A 17,036-nucleotide genomic window follows, 5' to 3' on the forward strand; every position below is an offset into this window, starting at 1 on the left:
GACCGCCGGGAGTTTCTCCGCAGTTCGCGAGCATGGGAGGTGAGCCGCCGTGGCGCTCTCGATTTCGGCGGTGGTCCTGATGTTGATCATCGTCGTCCTGCTCGTCAGGAAGTCGGGGCTGAAAGCGGGGCACGCGGTCGTCTGCGTGCTGCTCGGCTTCTTCCTGGCCGGCTCCTCGATCGCCCCCACGATCAGGGAACTGACGAACAACGTGGCGGGGATGCTGGGCGACATCAAGTTCTGAGGCCGCGCGGGTACGGGCGGACGCGAGCGGCGCGCGGCGGGTACGGGGGCCCGCCGGCTCCGCCGTGCCCGCCGGGGCTCGTAGGCTGGGCCCATGACCGAGAACGCCCGCCCGCGACTGCTCCTCGTCCACGCGCACCCGGACGACGAGTCGATCAACAACGGTGCCACGATGGCCGCCGCTGTCGCGAGCGGCGCCGAGGTCACCCTGGTGACCTGCACCCTCGGCGAGGAGGGCGAGATCATCCCGCCCGCGCTCGCCGTCCTCGCCGCCGACCGCGCCGACCGGCTCGGCACGTACCGCATCGGCGAACTCGCCACCGCGATGGCGGCCATCGGCGTCCGCGACCACCGCTTCCTCGGCGGCCCGGGGCGCTACCGCGACTCCGGCATGATGGGCGCCCCGCAGAACGACCGCCCCGGCTCCTTCTGGTCCGCGCCGCTCGACGAGGCCGCCGGGCACCTCGTCGCGATCATCCGCGAGGTACGGCCCGACGTCCTCGTCACGTACGACCCCGACGGGGGCTACGGCCACCCCGACCACATCCAGGCCCACCGCGTCGCGACGCGCGCCGCCGAACTCGCCGCCGACCCCGGCCACCTGCCCGCCGCCGGGCCCGCGCACACGATCGCCAAGACCTACTGGAACCGCCTCCCGCGCCCCGTCGCCGAAGCCGCCTTCGCCGAGGCCCGCCGCGCCCTGCCCGGCAGCCCCTTCGCGCGCCTCGCCGCCGTCGAGGACCTCCCCGGAGTCGTCGCGGCGGAGCGCGTCACGACCGCCGTCGACGCCCGCGCCCACATCGCGGCGAAGCTCGCCGCGATGCGCGCCCACGCCACCCAGATCACCGTCGCCGAGCCGCTCTTCGCCCTCTCCAACGACCTCGCCCAGCCCGTCTTCGGCGTCGAGTACTACGAGTTGGTACGGGGCGAGGCGGGCCCGCCGGGCGCGGACGGCCTCGAAGCGGGGCTCTTCGCCGGGCTCGTACCGCACCCCTCTTCCTCCTCCAGGGAGCCGCAGTCATGAGCAACAAGCCCAAGGTCCCCGCCCAGCGCACCGCTCCCGAGGGCCACTTCCTCACCACACCCCCCAAGCCCGCACGCATCGCCGCGTACACGGGCGGCGCCGTGCTCGGCCTCGTCACGGGCCTCGCGGGCTCGCTCGTGCAGGCCGCGCTGCCGCCCGGCGGGCTCGCCCTCGCGCTCGCCGCGCTCGCCGGGCTCTGCTACGGCGGCGCCCAGCTCGCCCGCACCCTCGCGGGCGGCCTGATCCCCGCACTCGGCTGGCTCGTCGCCGTCGTCCTGCTCACCACGACACGCCCCGAGGGCGACTACGTCTTCGGCGCCGGTCTCGGCTCGTACGGCTTCCTGCTCGGCGGCATGGCCGTCGCTGTGATCTGTGCCACCGGCGGGCGGCCGGGCGGCTGGGCCGGGCCGGGAGCGGTGCGTACGGGCGTCTGACGGGGTACCTGTCGCCTTACGCGTCCCCCGGACACGGGGACGGTGCGGCCGCGCACGTGACCATTCACGCGAAAGCCCCGGAAGCCCCGACTTCGGCCCGCTGCCCGGACGGAGCGCGTCCGGCGGCCAGTATGGTGGTGCGCGCCGCCGAGCCACCCCCCACCTTCGGCAGGGGAGCCCCCTCGCGGGAGGTCGTGACGGGCGGTGGAGCCAACCAGGAGAGCCTGCCTTGAGTCGTGATACTGAGAGTTCGTCCTCCGGCCCCCGGGGGAGCGGCGGCGGTGCCGCCTACCCCTCGGGCACGCCCCCGTACGGCACCCCGGCGCAGGGCGAGGACGGCACAGCCGCCCCCCAGGACGCCGCGGCCTCCGGCGCGGGTCGCTCCGAGGAGCGCAGGACCGAGACGACCATGACGACCCGGATCAAGATCAACATCCCCGGGTCGCGGCCCATCCCGCCCGTCGTGCTGCGCACGCCGATGAGCGAGAAGGAGAAGGAGGAGCGCGCCGCGCGCGGCGAGGACGCCGGGGGCCCGCAGGGCACCCAGGGCGCTCCGCAGGCCCGCGAGCGCGCGCGCCCCGCGCCCGTGCCGCCCCCGGCCCGCCCGCAGGACGGCGGCCAGGGGACACGGCCCGGCGAGCAGCCGGGTCCCTCCGGTCAGTCCGGGCCCGCCGGTCCCGGCGGGCAGCCGCAGGGCGGTACGGCGCCGCGTGAGGAGAAGCCGGCGAGCGACTGGTTCGCGCCGCGCAAGAACGCGACCCGTGGCGGCAACACGCCGAGTCCGGCGGCGCCGGCGCAGGGCGGCGGGACCGAGGGCGCGGGGCTGCCGGGCGGCGGAACGCCTCCCGGGGGCGCGCCGGGCGGTGCGGCCGGTGCGTCCGGCGGCGGTGCGGGCGCGGCCGGCGCGGGTGTCTCCGGTGCGGGTGCGCCCGGCGCGGGGGCGTCCGGTGCCGGTGGGTACGGTGCGCCGACGCCCGCCGCCGGTACGCCGCTCGGCGGGAACGCCGGGGGGCGGCAGGCCCAGCAGGGCGGCCGGAGCACGGGGGCCTACGACGTCACGCAGGCCTTCGCCGACGCGCCGCCGCAGGGGTCGCGTCCGGCAGGAGGACCCGGGGGACCGCAGGGCGGTCCGCCGTCCGGTGGCCGGCAGCCAGGTGGCCCGCAGGCCGGTGATCCGCAGGCCCGAGGCCCGCAGGCCGGTCCCCGGCCCGCCGCGGGTGCCGCCGAGTCCGAGACCACCGCGCAGCACCCCGCGCCCGGCGGCTCCCGCTCGCCGTGGCCCTCCGTCGACGACACCGCGATCCTCACCCCGCAGCAGCCCCGCACCCCGCGCGGCCCCGCCGATGGCGCAGGTCCCGGCGGCGGCTCCGGGGCGCAGGTCTCCGGCGACACGCTGACGGGCGGCCTGCCCGTCGTCCCGCCGCAGTGGGAGAACAACGGGGCGGGCGCCGACCGCGTGACCATGCGCCAGGACCCGCTGGGCCCCGGCGCGGGTTCGCCGTCCTTCCCCGTGCCCGGGGCCGCCGCGCGCTTCCCCGAGCCGGTCACACCCCCGCCCGCCGAGCCGGAGAAGCCGGCGGCGAAGGCCGCGAAGCCGAAGAAGAAGGGCCGCAGCAAGCTCGGCCTCCTCGTCGGCGTGGTCGTCGTCATCGCCGCGGGCGGTTACGGCGCCGGTCTCCTGATGAACCGTTCCGACGTGCCCAAGGGCACCACCGTGCTCGGTGTGGACATCGGCGGCGGAACGCGCGACGAGGCCGTCAACAAGCTGGACTCGGCCCTCGGCAAGCGCGCGCTCGCCGCGCTCCCGCTCACCGTGGACGGCAAGGCGGCGAGCCTCAAGCCGGACAAGTCGGGGCTCTCGCTCGACAGTCAGGCGACCGTGCGGGGTGCCGCGACGAGCGACTACAACCCGGTCTCCGTCTTCGGCTCGCTCATCGGCAAGGAGCGCGTCGTCAGCCCGGTCATGCCCGTCGACAAGGAGAAGCTCGCCGACGCGCTGAGCCGCGTCGCGGGTACCTCGGGCAGCCTCAAGGAGGGCACGATCACGTTCTCCCCCGGCAAGGCGACCCCCGTGTACGGCAAGCCGGGCCGCACGCTCGACGTCGACACGTCGATGGACGTCGTGGCGCAGGCGTACCGCGACCAGGTCCAGGCGGGGAAGACCACGCCCGTCTCGCTGCCGCTCACCGAGCACAAGCCGGCGATCTCCGACGCCGAGGTCGACCGCATGATGAAGGACTTCGCCACACCGGCCATGTCCGGACTCGTGACGATCAAGGCCGGTGCCGCCTCGATCCAGTTCGGCCCGGACCGGTCGCTGCCGCAGATCCTCGGCGTGAAGGCCGTCGGCGGGAAGCTCGTCGACACGTACGACCTCAAGGCGCTGGAGGAGCTGTACGGCTCGACCTTCGACGGCGTCCTCATCACGCGGGGCACGGGCGAGAAGACGGCCGTGACGCCGCAGGACGTCGTGGGCGCCTTGCGCGAGGCGCTGCGCGGCAAGACGCCGGCCGAGCGGACCGTGGAGATCAAGACGAATCCCTCCTGACGGAGGCGGCGGCGGTGGGGGGCGGGCTTCTGCGGGCCCGCCCCCTCGCATGCGTCCGGCCTCTCCGCGCGGCGCGCCTCCTGGGCCCCGCCCCGGCCCCGCTCCTCCCTCGCCGCTGGGGCCGCGTTCCCGCGGAACCATGACATCTGTCATCCCCCGTCCACGACGCGTGGCACTGCCGCGCTCGCCCCCGCTCGCGACATCCTCGTCCCCATGACGGATACACGCGGAAAGACGGGGGCGTCTCCCGTTGTCGCCTTCGACGACGTGACCAAGAGCTACGGCGAGGTGCGGGCCGTGGGCGGGCTGTCGCTCGTGCTGCGCCCGGGGGAGACGGTCGCGCTGCTCGGTCCCAACGGGGCGGGGAAATCGTCCACGCTCGACCTCCTCCTCGGCCTGCGCCGCCCCGACAGCGGAAGCGTCCGGCTCTTCGGCGGCAGCCCCGAGCGCGCGATCGCCGCCGGGCGGGTCGGGGCGATGCTCCAGAGCGGCGGGCTCATGGAGGACGTGACGGTACGGGAACTCCTCACGTTCGCCGCGCGGCTCCACCCGCGCCCGTACCCGGTCGCCGACACGCTCGCCGTCGCCGGGCTCACCGGGATCGCCTCGCGACAGGTCAACAAGCTCTCCGGCGGCCAGGAACAGCGCGTACGGTTCGCGCTCGCCACCATCGGGGACTGCGACCTCATCGTGCTCGACGAGCCGACCACCGGCATGGACGTCACCGCGCGCCACGCCTTCTGGGCCACGATGCGCGAACAGGCCGCTTCCGGCCGTACGGTCCTCTTCGCGACCCACTACCTGGAGGAGGCCGACGCGATCGCCGACCGCGTCCTCGTCCTCAACAAGGGCCGCCTCCTCGCCGACGGCACGGCCGCCGAGGTCAAGGCACGCGCGGGCGTCCGCCGGATCTCCTTCGACCTCGAACCCGCCGCCGCCACCGGGCTCGCCGAGCGCCTGCGCCCGCTCCCCGGGCTCACCGAGGTCGACGTCTCGGGCCACTCCGTACGCCTCGCCTCGCGCGACGCCGACGCGACCGTGCACGCCCTCTACGGCCTCGGCGACCTCTACCCGCGCAACCTCGAAGTCACGGGCCTCGGGCTCGAACAGGCATTCATCGCCCTCACGACGGCCGAGGAGGCCACGACCGCATGAGCAACGAACTCCGCGCCGCCGCCGTCCCCGTGACGCCCGCCGCCCCCCTCCGTCGCACCTCGCTCACCCGCACCCTCGCCCTCCTGCGCCTGGAGGTCGCGCGGACCACGCGCAACGGCAAGTTCCTCTTCTTCTCCGTGCTCTACCCGGCCGGTCTCTTCCTCATCATCACGGCGGGCCAGGACGGGAACTCCACGGTCGGCGACCTGACGCTCTCCGCGTACTTCATGGTCTCGATGGCGTCCTTCGGCGCGCTCACCGCCGTACTCGTCGGCAACAGCGAGCGCATCGCGAAGGAGCGCGAGAAGGGCTGGGTGCGGCAGTTGCGGCTCACACCGCTGCCCGGGCACGGCTACGTGCTCAGCAAGATCGGCTCGGCCGCCGTCGTGAGCCTCCCCTCGATCGTCGTCGTCTTCGTCGTGGGCGCGACCGTCAAGGGCGTACGGCTCGACGCCTGGCAGTGGCTCGCGCTCCTCGGCCTCATCTGGGCGGGCAGCCTCGTCTTCGCCGCGCTCGGCGTCGCGCTCGGCTACCTCGCGACGGGCGACGCGGTCCGCCCGCTCACGATGCTCATCTACTTCGGTCTCTCGATGCTCGGCGGGCTGTGGCTGCCCAGCACGAACTTCCCGCAGTGGCTCCAGAACATCGCCTCCTGGACCCCGACGCACGCCTACGCCGCGCTCGGCCAGGCCGTCGAGGCGGGCGGCGCGCCGCACGCGAAGGACGTACTCGTCGTCCTCGGCTACCTTCTCGTCTTCACCGCGGTCGCCGCCCGGCTGTACCGCAGGGACACTCTGAAGGCGTGACGACACCCATGACGACGAGCGAACCCCCGTCCCGCTTCCCCCGCGCCCTCGCCGCGCTCGCCCGCCCCGCGCTCGTCGGCAGCCCGCCGCGCAGCCTGTACGAGGTGCGCGGGAAGATCCTGTGGATCGGGGTCTGGCTCGTCTTCCTGGTCGACCCGCTCGACGACCTTCTCGGCGGCCCGCACACGGTGCCCGCGCGCGTGGCCGGGTGGGCGGGGCTGCTCCTGTTCGTCGCCTGCTACCTCACGCTCGTCATGCGGGACGTCACCCGCCCGCACACGCCGGTCCGCTCCCTCGCCCTGCTCGGCCTCATGCTCGCCCTCGCCGTCGCGCTGCCGCTCGGGCTCGGGGACTCCTGGTACGTCCTGCTCGTCTACTTCGCGGTCTCCTGCGCCGCCGCGCTCCCGCTGCCGTACGCGCGGTACGCGGTCGTCGCCTCGTCCGCGCTGCTCCTCGTCCTGCCACCGCTGCGCGGCCACGAGCCGGAGTGGGGCACCGTGATCCCCGTGCTGCTCGGCGGATTCGCGATGACGGGGGTACGGGAACTGGTGCGCACGACCGTCGAGTTGCGCCGTGCCCGCGCGACCGTGGCGCAACTCGCCGCGAACGAGGAGCGGCTGCGCCTCGCCCGCGACCTGCACGACCTGCTCGGCCACTCGCTCTCGCTCATCACGCTCAAGAGCGAACTCGCCGGCCGCATGCTGCCCGCGAGCCCGGCCGAGGCGGCGCGTCAGGTCACCGAGATCGAACAGGTCAGCCGCCAGGCCCTCACCGACGTCCGTGCCGCCGTCGGCGGCTACCGGCAGCCGACGCTCGACGGCGAACTCGCCGGTGCCCGCATCGCCCTCGCCACGGCCGGTATCGAGGCCCGGCTCCCCGAGGAGGCGCCCGCGCTGCCGCCCGAGCCCGCCGCCGCGCTCGCCTGGGTGCTGCGCGAGGCCGTCACCAACGTCGTACGCCACAGCGGGGCGCGCACCTGCCGCGTGAGCCTCACGACCCGTCAGAGCCTCCAGGGCCCCTACCTCGACCTGCGCGTCGAGGACGACGGCGAGGGCGCTGCGGGCACGTCACCCGGGCACGGGCTCACGGGCCTGAGGGAACGCCTCGCCGCCGTCGACGGCACCCTGACGACGGGCCCGGCCCGCGCGGGGCGCCGCGGCGGGTTCACGCTCAGCGCCCACGTACCGCTGGACGGCACGGGGGCCGACGACCCGGCCGGGCGACCCGCCTAAGCTGCCCGCATGACGACGCAGCCCCCCGTACGCCTCCTGCTCGCCGAGGACCAGGCGATGGTGCGCGAGGCACTCGCCGCGCTGCTCGGCCTGGAGGGCGACATGACCGTGGTCGCGCAGGTCGCGCGCGGGGACGAGGTGCTGCCCGCCGCGCGGGAGCACGCCGTGGATGTCGCGCTGCTCGACATCGAGATGCCGGGCATGACGGGGCTCGACGCGGCCGCGGCGCTGCGCGACGCGCTCCCCGGCGTCCGCGTCGTCATCCTCACGACCTTCGGCAGGCCCGGCTACCTCCGCCGCGCGATGGAGGCGGGCGCGAGCGCCTTCCTCGTCAAGGACGCCCCCGCGGCCCAGCTCGCCGCCGCCGTACGGAAGGTGCTCGCCGGGGAGCGCGTCATCGACCCCGCCCTCGCGGCCGACGCGCTCGCCGGGGGCGCCAACCCGCTCACGGCCCGCGAGGCCGAGGTCCTGCGCGCGGCGGCGGGCGGCGCGGGCAACGCCGAACTCGCCACCGTGCTCCACCTCTCGCAGGGCACCGTCCGCAACTACCTCTCCACGGCGATCCAGAAACTGGCGGCCCGCAACCGCGCGGACGCGGTGCGCGTCGCGCGGGAGAAGGGGTGGCTGTGAGGCCGGGCCCGTGACGGCACCCCGGTGGTGCGCGTCCCCCGCCCTCAGTTGAGCCGCGCCCGCGCCGCCCGCCCCTCGGCCCGTACCGCGTCGGCCAGTTCGCCCGACACCGCCTCCACGACCTCCGCGTACCGCTCGAACTCGGCGGCCGCCTCCAGGTAGTCGCCCCGGCTCACGAGGAGCCGCGCCCGGTCGCGGCGCAGTTCCGCCGGGTGCGAGGGCAGGAGGAGGCCCAGTTCGGCGGCCCAGAGGGCGACGTCCGTGCGCTCGGGGCGGGCCGCGGCCCACGCGGCGATGTTGCCGAGGACGCGCCGGACGATCTCCAGGGGACCCGAGGGGGCGAGGCGGTCCGGCGTCAGCGGGCCGCCCGTCGTGCGCTCCACGAGGTCCGCCGCCTCCGTACGGTCCAGGGGGCGGCCCGCGCCGAAGGGGTCCACGAGGACGTCACCCGGCGCGCCGAGGCCCACCACGAAGTGCCCGGGCAGCGCGACCCCGTGGACGGGCGCGCCCGCGCGCCGCGCCACCTCGATCCACACGACCGAGAGCAGGATCGGCAGCCCCCGCCTGCGCCGCAGCACCTCGTGCAGGAGCGAGGACTCCAGGCGCGCGTAGTCCCGCGGCTCCCCGTGGAAGCCCTCGCGCGCCCCGAGCACCTCGCGCAGCGCCCGCGCCCAGTCCGCGGGGCCGCCGGGGCGGAAGGGCAGCGCGCCGGCGAGCCGGTCGAGTTCGGCCTCGGCGGCGTCCATGCCCGCGGGGGTCAGCGTCGCGTCGCCCTCGGCGGCGAGCAGCAGGCACAGGCGCGAGAGCGAGGGCCGCTCCTCGCGCGCCTCGGCGGCGAACCGGGCCCTGCGCTCCTCGCGGTTCACGCCGCCTCCGGGGCCCGGTAGTGGTGGTAGTGGTGGTGGACCGTGAAGCCGAGCCGCGTGTACAGCGCGACCGCCGCCTCGTTGTCCCGCTCGACCTGGAGCCACGCCGCCGAGGCCCCCTCCGCGAGCGCCGTCCGCGCGAGCGCCCCCATGACCCGCTGCGCGAGCCCCCGTCGCCGCCGCTCGGGCGCCACCTCGACCGCGGCGAACCCGGCCCACCGGCCGTCGACGACACACCGCCCGATCGCGTCCGGCACCCCCGCGTTCCCGGACTCCCCCTTGTCCGTATGTACGAAATCCCTACGACCGGAGTCCCCGTCGCCGCCCGCGTCGCCCCCACCCGCGTCCCCGCCCGCCGCGTCGCCACCCCGCGCGTCGCCGCCCGTCCCGTCGATCCGCGCGAACCACGGCGAAGGCCCGCTCGCGAGCACGGCCAGGACCCCCGGCGGCACCCCGCCCGGCCGCGCACCCGCCGCCCGGTTGTACCGCCGCAGCCACGCCTCGTCCGGCGTCCTGCCGAGCCGCACCCCCGCATGGACCGCCTCAGGCCCCTCGGCGACCGGCGCGGCGACCGCGAGCGAGCCCGTCGGCTCGGGCCCCAGCTCGGCGAGCGGCGCCAGGGCGCCCACCATCACGAGCGCCGAGACCTCGCGCCGCCACCCGTGCTCCTCCAGCTGGGCGGCCAGCACCTCCTGCGTGTCCCCCGCACCCGTCGCGAGCTGCGCGTACGCGGGCAGCCCGCGCGCCCCGTACCACTCCCGTACCTGGTCAAGGGCCTGAGCGAGCGGCATTCCCGGGTCCCCGAGCGGCAGTACGGAGTTGGCGCGCCGCGTGAAACCGGCAGCCGCCCCGCCCCCGCCCCGCGTCCCGTCCACTCCCTGCGTCCCGCCCCCGCCCCGCGCCCCGTCCACGAGCGAGGCCCGCAGCAGCCAGCCGCCGAGCGACTCGCGCTCCACCGCCTGCCAGCCCCGCTCCTGAACCCCCGCCAGCTCGGCGAAGTCCGCTGCGGGGCCGCGCCTGCGCGCCGGGGCCGCGGGAACCGTCTTCGCCGCGACCACCGCGTCCTCGGCGAGCCGCACCCGCGTCCCGTCCCGCCGGGTCACGAGGAGCACGCCGTCATCCCAGGATGTGAGAATGCCCACCGTGTCCGTGAAAACCGCACCGGGGGCCGCGGCTTCGGCGACACTCCGCACGGTGACCCGTTTGCCCACGTCAGACGCGTTGATACGGACTTCAAGGCGTGCACCCGCGGCGAATTCCATGCTGTGGACCGCCCCTCCTGTTCGGATCATGACCCCGAGCGGAGATACTAGGTGCCGGGCATCGACGACGCCGCTCCCGCGCGCGCCAGGCGGCGGGACCCCCAGAGGACGGGCCCGCCAGCGCCCTATCGAGGAGGAACGACAGCGTGACCTACGTCATCGCGCAGCCTTGTGTCGACGTCAAGGACAAGGCTTGCATCGAGGAGTGCCCGGTCGACTGCATCTACGAGGGGAAGCGTTCCCTCTACATCCACCCGGATGAGTGCGTCGACTGTGGTGCCTGCGAGCCGGTCTGCCCGGTCGAGGCGATCTTCTACGAGGACGACACCCCGGAGGAGTGGAAGGACTACTACAAGGCGAACGTCGAGTTCTTCGACGAGCTGGGCTCGCCCGGCGGTGCCAGCAAGCTCGGCCTGATCGAGCGCGACCACCCCTTCGTCGCCGCCCTTCCGCCGCAGAACGGGTGAGCCGCGGGCCCCTGTGGCCCGCCCCCGCTTCCCCGGTGCGCCCGCGCACTTCAGGTCCCGCCCGTGCACCCGCACCGGCGGGACCTGCGCTTTTCCGCTACGGGAGCGCTCCTCCCGTACGGATGACCCGCCGCCACCCGCCGCCCGTCCCCCCTGAAAAGAGCCTCCCGTGCCCGCACTGCCCCGGCCACTGAACGACCTGCTCCCCGGCTTCCCCTGGGACAAGCTGGAGCCCTACAAGAAGACCGCGGCCGCGCACCCCGACGGGATCGTCGACCTGTCCGTCGGCACCCCCGTCGACCCTGTGCCCGCCTTCGTTCAGGAGGCGCTCGCCGGGGCCGCCGACTCGCCCGGCTACCCGACCGTGTGGGGCACGCCCGCGCTGCGCGACGCGATCGTGGAGTGGGCGGAGCGGCGCCTGGGCGCGCGCGGCCTGGGCCACCACCACGTCCTGCCCGTCGTCGGCTCCAAGGAGTTCGTCGCCTGGGCCCCGCTCCAGCTCGGCATCGGCCCGGGCGACCGCGTCGCCTACCCGCGCCTCGCCTACCCCACGTACGAGGTCGGCGCGCGCCTCGCCCGCGCGGAGCACGTGGCCTACGACGACCCGACGACGCTCGACCCCGAGGGCCTGCGCGTCCTGTGGCTCAACTCGCCCTCCAACCCCACCGGCCGGGTGCTCGGCACGGACGAGCTGGCCCGGATCGTCGCGTGGGCGCGCGCGCACGGCGTCCTCGTCCTGAGCGACGAGTGCTACCTCGAACTCGGCTGGGAGGCCGACCCGGTCTCCGTCCTGCACCCGGACGTGTGCGGCGGCTCGTACGAGGGCATCGTCGCCGTCCACTCGCTCTCGAAGCGCTCCAACCTCGCCGGATACCGCGCCGCCTTCGTCGTGGGCGACCCCGACGTGCTCGGCCCGCTCCTCCAGGTCCGCAAGCACGGCGGCATGATGACGGCCGCGCCCGTGCAGGCCGCGACGGCGGCGGCGCTCGGTGACGACAAGCACGTCGACGAGCAGCGCGAGCGCTACGCGGCCCGCCGCACCGCGCTGCGCACCGCCCTGCTCGACCACGGCTTCCGCATCGAGCACAGCGAGGCGAGCCTCTACCTGTGGGCGACGCGCGGCGAGTCCTGCTGGGACACGGTCGCCCACCTCGCCTCGCTCGGCATCCTCGTGGCGCCCGGCGACTTCTACGGGGACGCGGGCGAGCGCTTCGTCCGCGTCGGCCTGACGGCGAGCGACGAGCGCGTCGCCGCTGCGGTGGCGCGGCTCTCCGCCTGAGGCCGGGACGGTGCCCGGCGGCACGCACGGGCGCCCACGGGTACGGAACGGGCCGGGGCCCGGGGAGTTCGTGCTCCCCGGGCCCCGGCCCTCGTGCCGCGTGCGTGTCCCGGCTCAGCCGAGCGGGAGGCCCTTGGTGGGCAGGGCGCCCGTCAGGCCGTTCGTGAGGCCGCCCTTGGTGGCGCCGCCGAGGGTCTTGCCCGCCGTGCCGAGCAGGTCGCCGTCGCCCGCGCGCTCGGTGACGGGGGCGAGGGTGTGCCCGGCGTGGCCGACGAGCTTCCCGGCCTCGGGCGCCGCCGTGCCGACCGCCTTGCCACCGGTCTCGCCGAGGGTCTGCGCGGCACCCTTGGCGGCACCGTCGACCGTCGAGCCCAGGGCGTCGCCGTCGAGCGAGGAGACCCCGAGGCCCTGCGTCGAGGGCAGCTCGGCGGCGTTCGCGGCGCCGGCCGCGCCGATCACGGGCGCGGCACCGGCGGCGAGCAGCAGCGCGGCACCGGCGAGACGGCGGGTGAGGGGCTTGGACATGGTGCTCCTTCGCGGGGGATCAGTGAGTGCGTTCGGGACCCACCGGGGCCCCGGACGCCGTGACTACCGCGTGAGCGAGGCGAAGGTTGCGGGAGGCCAGGGCAAAGAGTTGGCAATGCGTCGTATTGTCGGCCCCTCGTCGTACGACGCGGGAGCGAGCGCCCGTACCGCCCCCGACCTGCGCCTCAGCGCCCAGGACACGCCTCCTGACGGGGCCTCGCGATCCCCCGCGCGGGCGAGGTGTCGCACGGCTGAGCCCGCGCGGCTCCGCTCAGGGCGCCGTGACGATCCGTACGCCCTCGGGCCCGTCCTCCTTCTTGGCACCGGCGGACCCGCCCCGCTCCGCGCCGACTTCGCGCCACGTGTGCCCCGTGCCCGAGGCACGCCACTCGCGGCCCGCGTAGCCGACCTCGGAGATGCGCAGGACCGAGGCGTGGGCGACGGCCCACTGGGCGAGTTCCCAGCCGCGCTGCCGGGCCTTCGGCTCCTTGGCGGTACGGGGCTCGGCGACCGGTACGACGACCGTGCGGGCCCGCGCGGGCGCGGCGGCCCTGCCCCCGGCGAGCGTGCCGGCGACCGGCGAGGGTGAGGCGGAGCCCGCGACGCTCGTGGCCCGCCGCTTCTTCCCCGCGGTCTTCGCCTCGGGGGCGCCGGGGAGCACGCGCGCACCGAAATCCCTGATGAGCGCGGCCCGTACCGCCGAGGGGTCGCCCGGGCCCTCCGGCACGGTGGACTCGCACGTGAGCGAGGCCTCGGCCCGCCCGGTGAGCGCGGCGGCGAGCAGGGCGGCGTCCGGTTCGTGCTTCGCGTAGGCGTCGGGGAACGCGGAGCGCTGCACCTTCTGCGCGGCGACGGTGAGCGGGAGGCTCGCGTAGCCGTCGACCTTGCCGAGCCGCTCGTAGAACTTCCCCGCGCTGTAGACGGGGTCCATGATCTGCGCGACCGTGCCCCAGCCCTGCGAGGGCCGCTGCTGGAAGAGGCCCACGGAATCGCGGTCGCCGTGGTCGAGATTGCGCAGCCCCGACTCCTGGAGCGCGGTCGCGAGGGCGATCGTCACGGCCCTTTCGGGCATCCCGTGCGAAGTGCCGACGGCGGCGATCGTCGCCGCGTTCACCGCCTGATCGGCGCCGAAGAAGTACGTGGCCCCGTCGTCGTCGGCCGAGACGACCTCGCAACCGGGCCGCGCGTGGTGCGCGTCGGGCCCGAAGCGCACCACGAGGTAACCGGCGAGCGCGCAGGAGACGGTCAGCGCGGCTCCGTAACGGAACAGCCTGCGACGGCGCAAGGGACGGGAGGGCGAAGGCTCGGGCACGCCCATAAGGTAACGGCTCGGCGGCCCCGGGCCACCCTCCTCGCCGGGGGCGGCGGGAAGCCTGTGAGAGAGGTCTCGCACCGGCGGGCCGGGGGAGGAGCCCGGACCTGTGCGCGGCCCGTACGGGACCCGCGCGCTGCCTGTAGGGGACCTGCGCGCTGCCTGTACGGGAGCTGCGCGCTGCCTGTACGGGCAAGGGCCCCCGTGCCCCCGTGGGGCGCCGCGTTAGGCTCGCCGCATGCGTGACACCACCGCCCCCAGCCCCGCCGTGCCCGCGCTCGCCGCGCCCGCGCTCGACCTCGGGCTCGACGCCGGTGCCCTCACGGCCGCCCTCGTCGACGTGCCCTCCGTCAGCGGCGAGGAGGGGGCGCTCGCCGACGCGATCGAGGCGGCCCTGCGCCCGCTGGCGCACCTCACCGTGGACCGCCACGGCAACAACATCGTGGCCCGCACGCACCTCGGCCGCCCCGAACGCGTCGTGCTCGCCGGGCACATCGACACCGTCCCGATCGCGGACAACGTGCCCTCGCGGCTCGACGAGAACGGCCTGCTGTGGGGCTGCGGCACGAGCGACATGAAGGCCGGCGTCGCCGTGCAGCTGCGCCTCGCCGCGACCGTCCCCGCCCCCAACCGCGACCTGACCTTCGTCTTCTACGACAACGAGGAGGTCGCCGCCGACCGCAACGGTCTCGGCCACCTCGCGAGCGCCCACCCCGACTGGCTCGCCGGGGATTTCGCGGTCCTGCTCGAACCCTCGGACGGCGAGGTCGAGGGCGGCTGCCAGGGCACGCTGCGCGTCCACCTCCACACGCGCGGCGAACGCGCCCACTCGGCGCGCTCGTGGATGGGCGCCAACGCGATCCACGCCGCCGCGCCGATCCTGGCCAGGCTCGCCGCGTACGAGCCGCGCCGCCCGCTCGTGGACGGATTGGAGTACCGCGAGGGCCTCAACGCCGTACGGATCGAGGGCGGCGTCGCGGGGAACGTCATCCCGGACGCGTGCGTCGTCACCGTCAACTACCGGTACGCGCCGGACCTCTCGGACGCGGAGGCGCTCGCGCACGTCGAGGAGGTCTTCGCCGGCTGCGGCGTCACGGACGTCGTCGTGGACGACCACAGCCCGGCCGCGCTCCCGGGCCTGACCCACCCGGCGGCGGCCGCGTTCCTCGAAGCGGTGGGCGGCACGGCGCGCCCCAAGTTCGGCTGGACGGACGTGGCCCGCTTCAGCGCCCTCGGCATCCCGGCCGTCAACTACGGTCCGGGAAATCCGCTGCTCGCCCACAAGCGCGAGGAGAACGTCGAGATCAGCCACGTCCTGGCGGCCGAGGAACGCCTGCGCGCCTGGCTGACGAACTGAGTGCTCCCCCGCCCTTGGTCCCGCCACCACCTCCCGCTCACCTCCGCTTGCGTCCCCGGCCATCCCGGACGTCCTAGGCTGTCCGGACGCACGAATGAGAGGGGAGCGCGATGGCCAGTCTCGAATCGAACGGCCCGGTGGAGGAGCAGCGCCTGGGACCCGTGGTACGCAGGCGCGACCAGGTGCAGCCCGGGACGACGGACCAGCGGTTGCTGGACTCGCGCGGTGACACGGACTGGGTGCACACGGACCCCTGGCGGGTCATGCGGATGCAGTCCGAACTCGTCGACGGCTTCGGCGCGCTCGCCGAACTCCCCCCGGCCATCAGCGTCTTCGGCTCCGCCCGGACGGACCCCGACTCACCCGAGTACGCGCTCGGGGTCCGCCTGGGCCGCGCCCTCACGGAGGCCGGGTACGCGGTGATCACCGGAGGCGGCCCCGGCGCGATGGAAGCGGCGAACAAGGGCGCCTGGGAGGCACAGGGCACCTCGGTCGGCCTCGGTATCGAGCTGCCCTTCGAGCAGGGCCTCAACAAGTACGTCGACATCGCGGTGAACTTCCGCTACTTCTTCGTGCGCAAGATCATGTTCGTGAAGTACGCGCGCGGCTTCGTCGTCCTGCCCGGCGGTTTCGGCACCCTGGACGAACTCTTCGAGGCCCTGACCCTCGTCCAGACGAAGAAGGTCACCCGCTTCCCGATCGTCCTCTTCGGCACGGCCTACTGGGGCGGTCTCGTGGACTGGCTCCGCGACACCCTCATCGCCGAGGGCAAGGCCAACCCCGATGACCTGGACCTCTTCCACCTGACGGACGACGTGGACGAGGCGGTGGCACTGGTGACGAAGGAGGCGGGGGTCTGAGGAAGCCCCGTTTCCCCGGTGGTTCAGAGGGCGGGGACGCAAGCGCCCGGGTGGTCCGCGTGAAGACCGCAGGGCTCGCGTCCCGCCTGCCGGGAACAAGGTCCCGCGACGCGCAGGCGCCACACGGGGACCCCGATCCCGAACGAGCCCCCTACGTGCCCGCCCGGTCCGCGCGGCTCCCGCACGATCCCCTCGTGTTCGTACGTGAGATGCGGGGCGAGCGCGCAGCGCACGAGCGTACGGGGCGGGTCCCGTTCAGCGCCATGCCGGCCGCGTACGGCGTGACGTGCCCGGCCACCTCGCAACGGGGCGGCCCCCGTGCGCGACGCGTACGCCGGAACGGGGCCCGCGCCCAGCTCGTACCAGGCACCCCCGGGGTCGGGGAAGCGCAGGGCGAAGGGCTGTCGGAGGCGCGGCAACGCCCGTACGAGCGACTGCCGTTCCGCGTCCACGGCCCAGGTCCGCAGGGCGGCCGGAGCATCGGGTCCGGGCCCGGTCGCCGGGTGAACGGCGCCCGCGCGGGCCCACCGGGCCCCGGGCTCGGGATCGAGCCGGTCGGCGAGCCGGCACGCCTCCCGTGCGACCACCCCGCCGCCTCGGCCCCGTCCTCCCGCCGCGCCCGCGCGAGCGACCGTCCCCGGAGGCGTCCCCACCACGCGAGGTGGCGCGGTAGCCGCCCACCGGATACCGCGGGCACCCGCGTCGCGCGCGACCGGCACGTTCGTGCACCGCGACCACCTGCGGCCCACGCAACCGGCCGTCAGCTGCCCGAGGTTGCTCGGGGTGGACGGCCGCGACCCCACGGTCACGGATCTCGACGCGGTGGACGGGACCCCGGTGGCCGACCTGGCCCCGTACTTCCGAGAGAGGGACGCCGGGGCACGACGCGCCGGCCCGCCCGGCCGGCCGACCGACGTGGACGCCAGGTCGGCTGCCGTGGACGCGCCTTGCGCGAACGCCCGCGACATCGACCACCCGGCGTGCGGAAGCCGCCCGTCGACGCGGCTTCCGCCGGGCGCGGGAGGGACCTGCGAGG

General features: G+C 75.3%; 16 protein-coding genes and 1 pseudogene. 13 read left to right on the forward strand and 4 right to left on the reverse strand.

Translation table 11 applies throughout. The features are described 5' to 3' along the window. The first annotated feature begins 49 nt into the window (after window positions 1–49). The 8 genes from ACQYWQ_RS20830 (at window position 50) to ACQYWQ_RS20865 (ending at window position 8,072) form a co-directional block, all read left to right on the forward strand. A complete protein-coding gene (locus tag ACQYWQ_RS20830; RefSeq protein ID WP_007822441.1) occupies window positions 50–244 on the forward strand; it encodes a DUF2304 family protein in 195 nt (64 codons plus the stop codon). Window positions 245–337: 93 nt separating this feature from the next. Continuing rightward, the gene (mshB, locus tag ACQYWQ_RS20835; protein WP_431036561.1) at window positions 338–1,267 is read left to right on the forward strand and encodes an N-acetyl-1-D-myo-inositol-2-amino-2-deoxy-alpha-D-glucopyranoside deacetylase; all 930 of its coding nucleotides are present in this window, start codon (window positions 338–340) and stop codon (window positions 1,265–1,267) included. Then, the gene (locus ACQYWQ_RS20840) at window positions 1,264–1,701 is read left to right on the forward strand and encodes a DUF6113 family protein (RefSeq protein ID WP_431036563.1); all 438 of its coding nucleotides are present in this window, start codon (window positions 1,264–1,266) and stop codon (window positions 1,699–1,701) included. The genes mshB and ACQYWQ_RS20840 overlap by 4 nt, the downstream gene beginning before the upstream one ends. Window positions 1,702–1,930: 229 nt before the next feature. Further along, window positions 1,931–4,249 carry a hypothetical protein gene (locus tag ACQYWQ_RS20845; RefSeq protein ID WP_431036565.1) on the forward strand — a complete coding sequence of 773 codons (2,319 nt, stop codon included), beginning with the start codon at window positions 1,931–1,933 and terminating at the stop codon, window positions 4,247–4,249. Window positions 4,250–4,462: 213 nt separating this feature from the next. Then, a complete protein-coding gene (locus tag ACQYWQ_RS20850) occupies window positions 4,463–5,404 on the forward strand; it encodes an ABC transporter ATP-binding protein (protein ID WP_431036566.1) in 942 nt (313 codons plus the stop codon). After that, on the forward strand, window positions 5,401–6,210 hold the full coding sequence (locus ACQYWQ_RS20855) for an ABC transporter permease (protein ID WP_431036567.1): 810 nt from the start codon (window positions 5,401–5,403) through the stop codon (window positions 6,208–6,210). Before ACQYWQ_RS20850 ends, ACQYWQ_RS20855 begins: the two co-directional genes overlap by 4 nt. 8 nt (window positions 6,211–6,218) lie before the next feature. Beyond that, window positions 6,219–7,442 carry a sensor histidine kinase gene (locus ACQYWQ_RS20860; protein ID WP_431039273.1) on the forward strand — a complete coding sequence of 408 codons (1,224 nt, stop codon included), beginning with the start codon at window positions 6,219–6,221 and terminating at the stop codon, window positions 7,440–7,442. Window positions 7,443–7,451: 9 nt separating this feature from the next. Further along, the gene (locus tag ACQYWQ_RS20865; protein ID WP_431036569.1) at window positions 7,452–8,072 is read left to right on the forward strand and encodes a response regulator transcription factor; all 621 of its coding nucleotides are present in this window, start codon (window positions 7,452–7,454) and stop codon (window positions 8,070–8,072) included. 44 nt (window positions 8,073–8,116) lie between these two features. On the opposite strand, the gene ACQYWQ_RS20870 is transcribed toward ACQYWQ_RS20865, so the two are convergent. Both ACQYWQ_RS20870 and ACQYWQ_RS20875 read right to left on the reverse strand, forming a co-directional pair. After that, window positions 8,117–8,938 carry a tetratricopeptide repeat protein gene (locus tag ACQYWQ_RS20870; protein WP_431036571.1) on the reverse strand — a complete coding sequence of 274 codons (822 nt, stop codon included), beginning with the start codon at window positions 8,936–8,938 and terminating at the stop codon, window positions 8,117–8,119. Further along, entirely contained in the window at window positions 8,935–10,200 is a 1,266-nt protein-coding gene (locus ACQYWQ_RS20875; RefSeq protein WP_431039274.1) for a GNAT family N-acetyltransferase, read from the reverse strand. Before ACQYWQ_RS20875 ends, ACQYWQ_RS20870 begins: the two co-directional genes overlap by 4 nt. A gap of 146 nt (window positions 10,201–10,346) precedes the next feature. Here ACQYWQ_RS20875 and fdxA point away from each other — a divergent pair, with 146 nt between their 5' ends. After that, window positions 10,347–10,667, forward strand: a complete 321-nt coding sequence (fdxA, locus tag ACQYWQ_RS20880) for a ferredoxin (RefSeq protein ID WP_010267089.1) — start codon at window positions 10,347–10,349, stop codon at window positions 10,665–10,667. A gap of 169 nt (window positions 10,668–10,836) precedes the next feature. Then, window positions 10,837–11,946 (forward strand): succinyldiaminopimelate transaminase, encoded by a 1,110-nt coding sequence (dapC, locus tag ACQYWQ_RS20885; protein ID WP_431036572.1) that lies wholly within the window; start codon window positions 10,837–10,839, stop codon window positions 11,944–11,946. 114 nt (window positions 11,947–12,060) lie between these two features. Here the strand turns inward: dapC and ACQYWQ_RS20890 are convergent, their stop codons facing one another. Both ACQYWQ_RS20890 and ACQYWQ_RS20895 read right to left on the reverse strand, forming a co-directional pair. Continuing rightward, window positions 12,061–12,471: a hypothetical protein gene (locus tag ACQYWQ_RS20890; protein WP_431036573.1), complete on the reverse strand. Its 411-nt coding sequence runs from the start codon at window positions 12,469–12,471 to the stop codon at window positions 12,061–12,063. 271 nt (window positions 12,472–12,742) lie between these two features. After that, on the reverse strand, window positions 12,743–13,789 hold the full coding sequence (locus ACQYWQ_RS20895; RefSeq protein ID WP_431036574.1) for a hypothetical protein: 1,047 nt from the start codon (window positions 13,787–13,789) through the stop codon (window positions 12,743–12,745). 232 nt (window positions 13,790–14,021) lie between these two features. On the opposite strand from ACQYWQ_RS20895, the gene dapE reads away from it, so the two are divergent. From dapE to ACQYWQ_RS20910, 3 genes and pseudogenes are all read left to right on the forward strand, one after another. Then, window positions 14,022–15,140, forward strand: coding sequence for a succinyl-diaminopimelate desuccinylase (gene dapE / locus ACQYWQ_RS20900; RefSeq protein WP_431036576.1), 1,119 nt, complete (start codon window positions 14,022–14,024; stop codon window positions 15,138–15,140). Between the two features lie 110 nt (window positions 15,141–15,250). Further along, entirely contained in the window at window positions 15,251–16,000 is a 750-nt protein-coding gene (locus tag ACQYWQ_RS20905) for a TIGR00730 family Rossman fold protein (RefSeq protein ID WP_431036577.1), read from the forward strand. A gap of 681 nt (window positions 16,001–16,681) precedes the next feature. Continuing rightward, window positions 16,682–16,911, forward strand: a pseudogene (locus tag ACQYWQ_RS20910) (TrmO family methyltransferase domain-containing protein); the annotation flags it as partial. Window positions 16,912–17,036: the final 125 nt, after the last annotated feature.

Origin of the sequence: Streptomyces sp. P6-2-1 (assembly GCF_050613165.1) — a bacterium.
In the GTDB taxonomy this organism is placed as follows: Bacteria; Actinomycetota; Actinomycetes; order Streptomycetales; family Streptomycetaceae; genus Streptomyces.